Genomic DNA, 9,987 nt, shown 5'->3' on the forward strand with positions numbered 1-9,987 from the left:
TCCTCAAAGACCTTTTCCATTACTTCCAGGCCACCGAACTCTTATATATTACCCTCTATCTCGATTGCTTCTTGGTAGTTTTGTTTTGTCACTTTTTCAATCTTCACCTTGGGGTCAGTGGGGATATCAATAACTTTGTTATTCCATAATTGTACCGGGCTTATCAATTCTTCATATTTAAAATTTCTAGATTTTAGTTCGGTCAGTATGTTTTGCTGGTTTTCTAGGTCATAAATGTAGAATCTTGGTACGATGTTTTTGGATTGAAAAAAGTTTATGACTTCTTCAGCTACATCATCGGGGCTGTCGCAAGCAGTCATTATTCTTGCATGATTAGCGTCATAGTAATTAGGCTGATTTTCATTGCAAAATAGAATCCCCCATGATGTATCAATTCTTCTAGTAAATGTTTCACAGTATGCTATATCTAGCATATGTATAGTTTGCATATTCATTAAATTACCCCTATCTATTTTAATACATTAAATCTTTTTTCATGTAATAATGGTCAAAGTCCCGACCAACGTTAGGCAGAGTTCCATACACTTCATACCCATGTTTTTTATAAAACTCTAATGCCTGAAAGCTTAAAGTATCGAGTTTAATAAAGTCACATTTTCTTTCCTTAGCTATTTCCTCTGCCTCCATCAATAACTTTGAACCATACCCATTCTTACGTAGCGATTCATCCATTATCAAAACATGAATTTCTAGCCAATTCCAGCATACTTCTCCCATTATCCCTCCTAACACTTGATCCTTTTCATCCTTTATAAATAAGTTAACTTCCTCATATCTCCCTCTCAAGTCCTCAGGAAAGTGTGCCAGATTAAAATAATACAATCGTTCATTAACATTTTTTTTAGATTCATCGGTATCTTCTCGTATTATTCTCAAATCCATTGTTTTCTTCCTTTCAATGTGCATAATCCTTTTTTTTCTAATTTGTGATTCTTAATCAATTTTAACATGTAATTAATTTTTTCCCTTTATTTTTCAATTAATAAATGTAATTTTCTATAATTTTAACCTTCACTCACTAGTAAGCTGCCTTGCACAAATTTTTTATTTTTAATACATAATAATGTCAAATTAGATAATAACTAATAGTTATTAGAGCATAGAGGAGTGAACTATTTTGGATATTAATAAGGTACTGGTAGCTGGTAGTGGAGTTTTAGGAAGTCAAATAGCTTTTCAAACCGCTTTTTACGGATTTAAAGTATCCGTATATGATATTAATGAAGAGGCGTTAGAAAAGGCTAAGGAAAGACTTACTGGATTGAAAGCAAATTATCAAGAAGACTTAGGAGCAACTCAAGAAGCGGTAGATACCGCTTATGATCGTTTATCCTTATATACCGACTTAGCTGAGGCTGTTAAGGATGTGGATTTAGTAATTGAAGCAGTTCCGGAAGTGATCGATATTAAGAAAGCATTTTATGAAAATTTGTCGAAGGTTGCCCCACAGAACACAATTTTTGCATCTAACTCCTCCACTATGATTCCCAGTCAGCTTGTAGAGTTTACCGGTCGTCCTGAGAAATTCTTACATTTGCACTTTGCGAATAGAATTTGGGTAAATAACACGGCTGAAATTATGAAGCATGAAGGAACGGATCCTAAGGTATTCGAAGAGGTGATTGAATTTGCTAAAGCAATTAATATGATTGCTTTACCTATCCACAAGGAGCAGCCTGGCTATATTTTAAATTCCTTATTAGTACCATTTTTAGATGCCGCTCAAAATTTAGTCGCAAATGGAATTGCGGATCCTGAGACAGTGGATAAAACATGGATGGCAGGTATGGGCGTAAACAGAGGCCCCTTCGGAGTGCTAGACATTATAGGATTAAACACCCCATATAACATTGCGCTTGAAAAAGCAAAATCAGGAAATGAGCAAAAGGCAAAAATAGCAGAATACTTTAAAACAGAGCTAATCGACAAAGGACGATTGGGTATCCAAAACGGAAAAGGATTTTATGATTATCCGAATCCAAAATATGAGGATCCTAAGTTCTTGAAATAACTATCTGTAGAAGTTTTCTGGTATTTCTTCTTTCTTTACTATAACTCCATCTATTTTCTTGCCTATGGTAGCTACAAAATATGTTGTTTATCATCTTTCGATTGAGATTCAAAGAATTCTTGCTCGACTGGATTTGAATTGTCTATGTACAAATCTGGTCTTGCAAGAAACGTGGAGATTATGAACCTGCCTAAATAAAGGCAACAATCACTTGTAGTCGTTTCGCTCGGCATTTCTAAAAGATATATCCGTATTCCGTGGGGTGAGCGATACGCCATCAACCTCAGCACAACGAGCGCTGTTGTGATGTCTTATCTGTCTCACTGATCCCAATGTAATTGCCGTCTGTCGCACAATCAAAAAGTAAAATTTGTTCAAGTTTAATTTGTACAGGGCTATTTATGTAATTGACTCATTTGCTTAAGGAATATGCCTTTTTGGCCATTTCATAGTGATCCCCATGCCAAGTTTCTACTTCATTTAAATGAAAGAATCTAAGCTCCAGACTTTCAAAAGATTTTTGCATTTCGCCCTCCACAATCTCACAAACAAAAAGTGGGTGATAAGAAGTATGCGGCTGTCCTAAATCTCCTGGCTTTCTTGTAAATATTTCGATGAGTTCGTTTACCTCTACTTTTAATCCTGTTTCCTCTAAAAATTCTCTTTTTAATGATTCTTGAGGACTTTCACCAGCTTCACACCATCCACCTATAATTCCCCATGTTTCATCATCTGCACGTCGTTCTAAAAGAATCTTTCCATCTTTAGAAAATATCACTCCATTTACACCAACCTTTGGTGTTACATGTCCAAGCTCTTGGATAAATCTTTCCTTTACAATACTTTCTTTAATTTCGCTGATGTCCGAATACTCTTTGCTTGTCAAGTCTAGAAGCATTTCATACCTATCCCTATCATATGGGTTATTAGCATAATGAAGGCCCAACTGAGCAATCGAACGAACTTGATCTAATAAAGACAATCTGTTTTCCATTCAGAATCACATCCTATATATAGATAGATAATAAACAATCTATTTTTCTTTAAGCCTACTTGTAAAAAAAGTTAATTTACCATGGAATAATGTGTTCCAAAATTGTCTATTATAATCATCCTCATTTATCAACACTTTTTCATCCAAAGCTATTAATTTTTCTTTTAGTTCATTAAAAATGCTTATTAGCTTTTCTTCTTGATGTACCTCTATTATCAAGTGCCAATATTCGTTAAAGCATTTTATACAGGAAATCATATTTTCTATGGAAGAATTAACAAAATATTTTTATACTCTTTCGGTTACTTCGTGTTCAAGCTCGAAAATTTCCCCATCAGGCTGCGAGATTGTAATGAGATTTCCAGTATTACTATTTTCAGCAATAACAAGGTATGGTTGAAATTTGTTCAAGCTAACTAAAAACTTTACTTTGAAATCATTGTTTAATATAGATAACGACCAATCATTTTTTAGTGTCCATTCTTTTACATTTAGTAGAAAACCGTTAGAATTAGAAACTAGCTCTAAGTTTAAGCACTCAAATTCATTTTCTTCGAAGCTATAATTATGTATAAATTCTATTGTTTCTTTAGGTAGTTCTAGTTGATCTATATCCAATTAGGTATACTCCTTTATAGTTAATACTAAGTGTAATTCTACAATAAATTAATAATTCCTTTTTCCTTTTAAAAATGCACACTATTTTCCTGGATAAGAATGACTTAAAAATTGTTGTGAACGGGGATGAAGCTTGATCTATTAACTAATCGTTGCATAAACGCAAGGAAACCTTGCGGAGGCGAGGAAGAACCTTGCAGAGATCAGCGGAAACCTTGCACTAATGAATATTCAGGGAAGTATAAGCTTTTGTAACACCAGACAGTAAAACATATAAAAAGCCAGAGTGACATATAATCACTCTGACTTCACGTTTATTTATCGTAGCATTATTGATCCACCGTCTACCATAAGTGTTTGACCAGTGATATATTGAGAATCATCACTTGCTAAAAATACTGCTACTCGCCCGATATCTTGCTCTACATCACCGAAGCGACCAAGGGGTATTTTACTGCGGACAGCTTCGTAGTATTCTGGCTGTGCTTTTGCCCATGCTTGGACACCCTCTGAGTTAGCAATCGGAGAAATAAGATTTACATTAATACCAACGCGACCCCACTCATTGGCTGCCACACGGGAAACTCCTCGAATCGCTTCTTTTGCAGCAGCGTAAGCAGCTTGTGTTTCATGTCCAGCTAATCCAGCGCCTGATGCAAAGTTAATCACATTCCCTTTTGTTTCTTTTAAGTAAGGCAGTGCCGCCTGCATGAGGTAAAAGGTTGGATAGAACCCTGTGCCAAATGACAAATCTAAGTCCGCTTGTGTTGTTTCTTCAATCGTAACCTGTTTTGATGCATGTGCATTATTTACTAATACATCTAATTTCCCGTATTTTTCTACTACTGTTTCTACTATCGATGGAAGTTTTTCTTTATCCATTAAGTCGGCTTTTAAAAACATCGATTTTGGGGAGAATTCCTGAAGTACTTTTAACCCTTTTTGGCCAGATTCTTCGTTCACATCGACGATAGCTATTATTGCTCCCTCTTTAGCCATCGACTTAGCCATGCCAAGTCCAATGCCTCCAGCTCCTCCAGTAATAATTACAACCTTATCTTTAAGTTTATCCATCTATTTCGCCTCCTAACATCTCTATTTAATCTTATCCTAATACCCTTTATAGCACCAATTATAAAGATTTTCTAATATAATTAATTCGCATCCAAGATCTGGACTATTTTAACATCATTATTCAGTTCTTATATGACTATTGCCTGTCTCCTCCGTGCTTTTAGCAATGATTGCGGAAGCATTTTTATAATCTTTATTAATCGACTGTTCGGACGAAACTATCGGGTCTCCGTAAGCAGTAAAGCTAGTAGGATCATCCTTTTGGGATAGGTTCTTCTTAGTTGTTTTCTCTGTACTATCTGCAATTATGGTATTGGAATCTAAATCATTAAGATGAATAGTGGTTGTACCTGACTTTAAAGGATCACCGTAGGAACGATCTGTTGTATGTTGTCTTTGAGGTGATGATGCCCCTTTTATCGTTTTAGTTTGTGTGCTTTCCGCAATCTGGGAGGAAGCATTCTTGAATTCCTCATTTATAGAGGGATTAGTGGATTTTAATGGATCACCATACGCAGTATTTGTAGCATAATCTATCTTTTTGTCATTAGGAATGTTTTTTTCTTGAGTCATATGTATATCCTCCAATATTTATGATTTGGATAAAATTAATTTCGATTTTATTATTCTTTCCAAACGTCATATAAATATGCAGATAAGATAAGCTAGTAGTAATCCTGCCACAAAAAAAAGTGAATACCCATCTGCGGATATTCACTAGCTTTTATTCTTTAACTGCTTTGTTATAATTCTTTAGCCATCACCTTCACCATTTCGTCAATCACGCTTACTGTACCTGACTTATCTTTTACCAACACACTAAAAATATATTGTTCCCCACTACTTCCTTCTATATAACCACTTAGCGTACTAACGCCAGTTAATGAACCGGTTTTGGCAAAAACGTTACCTGAAGTAAGTGGATCTTTTAGACGGTTTCTTAGTGTGCCTCCTACCATTCTGTCAGGGTGAGCAGCTACTGGTAGACTATTAAAATAAGTGTCAAACCAATCTTCCTGTTGTATCTTAAGAAGTAAATCATTAATAGCCAAGCCGGACACTGAGTTTGCATGAGACATTCCAGAGCCATCCTCGAATTTCCAATCAGACATATCTAAGTTAATGGAATTACCATACTGCTCCATTACCTTTAAGCCGGCCTTCGTGCTTCCATGATTGCCGTTGACCTTGCCCATTGTTTTAACCAATATATCCGCAATACCATTATTACTTAGCTTCATATAAGGAATGAGTAGTTCTCTTAGTGGCATGGATTCTTTTACTGATATTAGTTCAGCGCTTTTAGGAGTAGCTGCTCTAAAGAATTTGTGTTTCTTATATTCGATCCCAACATCTTCTAAAACTGCTTGAAACATCGTTAATGTATGAGTAGTTGGGTGAAGCATCGTTACCCACTCTCTTTTGGTCTTATCGATTGGTAGATTGCCACTTATGACAATTTGATTTGTTCGATAAGATCTTTCAATGGTAATTGTATTACTTTGGCCAGCCGCTACGGTTTGTGCTTGATTGACAATCTCTAAATCTCCTAGATGAGGAGTTGCTTTTACGGTAGGAGCATTCCCGATTGCAGAACCATTGACATCTACAATAATGGTTCCAGAATCATAGTCAGCATTTGGCGAAGTAGTCAATGCCGAAATAGGCGCAGCATAGTAATACGATTCATCGTTTGCCCATATACCTGGTGTTAACAAATCATCATCAAACCACTTGTCATCTCCGACAATTCTTCCATCAATCGTTTGAATTCCTTTAGCCTTCAGTGCTTGAGCAAATTGTCGTAAATCTTCCTCCATTAAGGTCGGGTCGCCTTGTCCCTGTAGATAGACATCTCCTTTTAATACTCCATTAGATAGCTTACCGCTCGTATAAAGACTTGTTTTAAAACGATAATCTTCTCCTAGAACATCTAGTGCTGCAGCAGTAGTGATCAGCTTCATGTTGGAAGCAGGTTTAATCGGAGTATCATCATTATAGTCATACACCACTTCACCAGTCATCCGGTCCATAATCGAAATACTTACTTTTGCACCTGACAGTTTTTCTTGAACGATTGTCGAAATGGATTCACTTAAAGCATCCTCTGTTGTTACCTCTGCTTGAGCTAATTGCCCCATTCCAAACATGCTCACAAATAAGACCCAAGCCATCAAAAGGCTTGCCCACCTTTTCTTCATAACCTTCCCCCATTCCAATTTAAATTAATAGATTAGGGACATATTCCACTTAAAGAAGAAATTTCCTTCCAACAAGTAAAAAAGAGGATTTTCGGAGTGGTATGTTAAGGAAAGCATCTATCAATATTCCTATGATAAGTATGTCTATTGAATTAGTATGAGAGAGTATTTGCTGTTTTAGTCGAACATTCATTGTCTCTGCATGTATCGATTTTCCGTAATTTATATATTCCTAAATACGGATGGCAGCAATTCAGAAATCTTATCTGTCCTTAAGGATGTATCCAGAGATATGTAGGGATTCTCTTCTTTTGTAACAATCACTGGGCAAATATAGGTACTGTCGAATCCAAGCTGCTCCACTCTCTTTTTATTAAAAGTATAATAGCTTTCCTTTTGTGGTGGACCTGCATGAAGAATGCCTATCACGTTATTTTTAGTTAGCTCTAACAAGGCTTCTGATAGATCATGGACATTCACAAAAGACCTAAATACATTTTTCCACGCGTTATACTGCTTATTTTCTTTTATATGTTCAATGATTTGGAGCGTACGTTTTTCTATATAATGATTGTCCCCATATAATGGTCCTGTCCGTACAATCACGTGGTATGGATGGTTCTTCATCAAATATTGTTCTCCGGCATTTTTTGCATTTACGTAAATAGCTAGACGAGCTTCGGAAGGTAGCAAACCAGTTGGATCAAGCTCATCGTAATCACCCCTACCATCCACGAACACCGCATCGGTAGATATGAATATGAATTTGGTGACCTCACTCAAATGTGTTACGACATTTTTCAGTCCAATTTTAATAAGCTGATCCTCGTTCTCCATGCTCATAAGACACCAAATGACGACATCCGGCTTTATACTTTCTATTGTCTGTGCAACTAAACGCTTGTCCATTACATCTAAATGAATGATATTTTTTGCCGCGTTTGACAATCGAGAGGTTCCAACAACGGTTAGCGATTCGTCCTCAAGAGCCTTTTGAAATAAGGTAGATCCTAAAAAACCAGTGGCTCCAAGAATAAGTACTTTCATTTAATTGCTCCTTCTTCATTTATAATTGTTTATTTCTTCTATAAATCCTTGTAGTAAACCTTTGCCATTCTTCATTTAGTTTGGACCATTCAACAATTTTCCAAGGGTTAAAGAAAGTTTGGCCGTTTTTATTGAAAAAAAGATTATCACCTAAGCAGTAAGAAGCGTGTTGAATGACTCCTTCGCCATTAACCCAAGCCACTATATCGGTTTCCCGGAAGTCACCATCGTGGATGAAGTAACCTGCTCTTTTAATACCTTCTTCAAATGTTTTTGGGTGGACCCATTCGTGTATCATCCACTCCTGTTGAGTGACAGCATATAACGTAGCAGATAAGCAATTGCTGCCTGCATTATGAGGAAAAGTATTTGCAAACTTTTTTATATGTATTGGAGCATTTTGGGGAACTACACAACCTTCCCAACTATCCCATTCTTGTGCATATTCCTTTAGCAATTCTACTTTTAGCTGCTCAGATAATGAGGTCCACATTTGGCTTTGTAATACTATGTATACTTGAGTATTTTTAATCACTATATGATTCTCTATTAATGAATTTCTCTCCGTTAGAGAAGGCAATGGTAAAACTAAGCCTCTATTTATTTCCACCTGTCTAGCATTCAATATTTTTTTCTTTTCATTCGGTAATTTATTAAACCAATCAGGCTCTGCTACGATAACAAATTGAATATCATCATCTATATTCCAGTATTCATAGCTATTCACAAGTTGAATATAATTATAGGAAGAATGCTCATAAAATTCGTTTTTCGGTATGATTAGAACTTCAGTAAGATATTTCTCTAAAACAAACAGGTCCTCGTTTTTAATAAAGAACAAATCTTTTTCCGGTACATATTGATTAATCCAACTTTTCAGATGCTCATTAGATGGCACCATATTCATTTCTGTTGACCACCCTTCCAATCGCCTAGGGAAAGTATATAATGCTCGTGTTGCTTACCATCTATTTGGATGTTACCTTTCATGCTAAAGCCACATTTTTGAATGACCTGGATTGATCCATGATTGTAAGGCATAACCACCGTATTTAGCTGTTGAACATTTGTCTTTGTAAACAAGTATTGAATTAATCCCTTAACTGCCTGAGTTGCATAACCACGTTTTTGATAATCCTTTGCTACTGCATAAGCTATTTCTCGATTTGGTTGGGGTAGCCCCTCCTTCAAGCCTGTATTACAAAAACCGATAAATTTGTCAGTTTCCTTTAAGAAAATTCCTAACTTTAAATACCCTTGATCATCGACGTTCGGAACAGCTGACAAAAAAGATTTATTTGATGGAATTTCATAGTTTTGAACCCAATTTGCTCGTTGTTCTTTTGTCGAACGCCAATCAGGTAAAAACTCGTAAACCTCTGGTTGTGATGTCAGCTCATAAATAGCATCTACATCTTCAATTGAAAACTCTCTTAGAAATATTTCCTCGCAGTCTATTACAAACATTAAATTCCTCCACTTTCCATAATGTCTATTCCATCAAAAAACGAGTTACAAGTTCACAGTATTGCTCCGGGGTTTCATAATGTGGGGTATGTCCACAATTTTCTATCAAGACCACTTCTCCTTGGGAAACATCTCTGTAAAAGGCTTCTACTTGTATAGGACAAGTAACCACATCGTGCTCACCTAACATGAGTAAGCATGGTATTTTTATTTCTTTTAGCAAGTGTAAAACTGATGTAAAAATTTTTCCTTCTTCTTTCAAACGATTAAAATGGATCTCTGATTTATCATAAAAACTTTCCCATTGGTCCTCTGAATAAACTGTTGTATCCGTGTGATTACTAAAATTATAAGTATATATGTGCATTCTTTTATCCTCTAAAGAGGTGCTCAATTCTGTATATCCTTCAACAAGCTCCTTTGGTGATGAGGAACTATTGGCGAGCTTCAGGCACTTTTCTTGTAGGTCGGACTGTTGATATTTTTTAAACAAGTTTGCCGTCTTTAAGAGGAGTGCTTTTCCCGTGAGTCCAAAATCAAATGTTGGAGCTTCA

The 9,987-nt window shown here is 36.0% G+C and carries 12 protein-coding genes; 1 reads left to right on the plus strand and 11 read right to left on the minus strand.

Going from position 1 to position 9,987, the window contains the following annotated elements; all coding sequences use genetic code 11:
* Window positions 1-41: 41 nt before the first annotated feature.
* Together AC06OU_RS10300 and AC06OU_RS10305 are read right to left on the minus strand one after the other, a co-directional pair.
* Window positions 42-449, minus strand: coding sequence for a hypothetical protein (locus tag AC06OU_RS10300; RefSeq protein ID WP_475855581.1), 408 nt, complete (start codon window positions 447-449; stop codon window positions 42-44).
* 25 nt (window positions 450-474) lie between these two features.
* Window positions 475-903 (minus strand): GNAT family N-acetyltransferase, encoded by a 429-nt coding sequence (locus AC06OU_RS10305; RefSeq protein ID WP_475855583.1) that lies wholly within the window; start codon window positions 901-903, stop codon window positions 475-477.
* 235 nt (window positions 904-1,138) lie between these two features.
* On the opposite strand from AC06OU_RS10305, the gene AC06OU_RS10310 reads away from it, so the two are divergent.
* On the plus strand, window positions 1,139-2,032 hold the full coding sequence (locus AC06OU_RS10310) for a 3-hydroxyacyl-CoA dehydrogenase (protein ID WP_298473443.1): 894 nt from the start codon (window positions 1,139-1,141) through the stop codon (window positions 2,030-2,032).
* A gap of 412 nt (window positions 2,033-2,444) precedes the next feature.
* On the opposite strand, the gene AC06OU_RS10315 is transcribed toward AC06OU_RS10310, so the two are convergent.
* The 9 genes from AC06OU_RS10315 to AC06OU_RS10355 all read right to left on the minus strand — a co-directional run.
* Entirely contained in the window at window positions 2,445-3,026 is a 582-nt protein-coding gene (locus AC06OU_RS10315; RefSeq protein WP_475855585.1) for an NUDIX hydrolase N-terminal domain-containing protein, read from the minus strand.
* Between the two features lie 288 nt (window positions 3,027-3,314).
* Window positions 3,315-3,644 (minus strand): hypothetical protein, encoded by a 330-nt coding sequence (locus tag AC06OU_RS10320; RefSeq protein ID WP_475855586.1) that lies wholly within the window; start codon window positions 3,642-3,644, stop codon window positions 3,315-3,317.
* Window positions 3,645-3,962: 318 nt separating this feature from the next.
* Entirely contained in the window at window positions 3,963-4,718 is a 756-nt protein-coding gene (locus AC06OU_RS10325) for an SDR family NAD(P)-dependent oxidoreductase (RefSeq protein WP_475855587.1), read from the minus strand.
* Between the two features lie 117 nt (window positions 4,719-4,835).
* The gene (locus AC06OU_RS10330) at window positions 4,836-5,291 is read right to left on the minus strand and encodes a hypothetical protein (RefSeq protein ID WP_475855589.1); all 456 of its coding nucleotides are present in this window, start codon (window positions 5,289-5,291) and stop codon (window positions 4,836-4,838) included.
* Between the two features lie 170 nt (window positions 5,292-5,461).
* Window positions 5,462-6,919, minus strand: coding sequence for a D-alanyl-D-alanine carboxypeptidase/D-alanyl-D-alanine endopeptidase (gene dacB / locus AC06OU_RS10335; RefSeq protein ID WP_475855590.1), 1,458 nt, complete (start codon window positions 6,917-6,919; stop codon window positions 5,462-5,464).
* A 222-nt stretch (window positions 6,920-7,141) separates the two neighbouring features.
* Entirely contained in the window at window positions 7,142-7,966 is an 825-nt protein-coding gene (locus AC06OU_RS10340; protein WP_475855592.1) for a sugar nucleotide-binding protein, read from the minus strand.
* A 19-nt stretch (window positions 7,967-7,985) separates the two neighbouring features.
* A complete protein-coding gene (locus AC06OU_RS10345; RefSeq protein WP_475855594.1) occupies window positions 7,986-8,873 on the minus strand; it encodes a hypothetical protein in 888 nt (295 codons plus the stop codon).
* Window positions 8,870-9,433, minus strand: coding sequence for a GNAT family N-acetyltransferase (locus tag AC06OU_RS10350; RefSeq protein ID WP_475855596.1), 564 nt, complete (start codon window positions 9,431-9,433; stop codon window positions 8,870-8,872). Before AC06OU_RS10350 ends, AC06OU_RS10345 begins: the two co-directional genes overlap by 4 nt.
* A gap of 25 nt (window positions 9,434-9,458) precedes the next feature.
* The coding region (locus tag AC06OU_RS10355; RefSeq protein WP_475855598.1) for an alpha/beta fold hydrolase at window positions 9,459-9,987 on the minus strand (529 nt) is incomplete at its 5' end.

Source organism: Psychrobacillus sp., assembly GCF_056205495.1.

Coding starts and splice junctions, on each gene's coding strand:
- AC06OU_RS10300 (WP_475855581.1), bottom strand. CDS start 449: ATGCAAACTATACATATGCTAGATATAGCATACTGTGAAACATTTACT.
- AC06OU_RS10305 (WP_475855583.1), bottom strand. CDS start 903: ATGGATTTGAGAATAATACGAGAAGATACCGATGAATCTAAAAAAAAT.
- AC06OU_RS10315 (WP_475855585.1), bottom strand. CDS start 3,026: ATGGAAAACAGATTGTCTTTATTAGATCAAGTTCGTTCGATTGCTCAG.
- AC06OU_RS10325 (WP_475855587.1), bottom strand. CDS start 4,718: ATGGATAAACTTAAAGATAAGGTTGTAATTATTACTGGAGGAGCTGGA.
- AC06OU_RS10330 (WP_475855589.1), bottom strand. CDS start 5,291: ATGACTCAAGAAAAAAACATTCCTAATGACAAAAAGATAGATTATGCT.
- dacB (WP_475855590.1), bottom strand. CDS start 6,919: ATGAAGAAAAGGTGGGCAAGCCTTTTGATGGCTTGGGTCTTATTTGTG.
- AC06OU_RS10340 (WP_475855592.1), bottom strand. CDS start 7,966: ATGAAAGTACTTATTCTTGGAGCCACTGGTTTTTTAGGATCTACCTTA.
- AC06OU_RS10345 (WP_475855594.1), bottom strand. CDS start 8,873: ATGAATATGGTGCCATCTAATGAGCATCTGAAAAGTTGGATTAATCAA.
- AC06OU_RS10350 (WP_475855596.1), bottom strand. CDS start 9,433: ATGTTTGTAATAGACTGCGAGGAAATATTTCTAAGAGAGTTTTCAATT.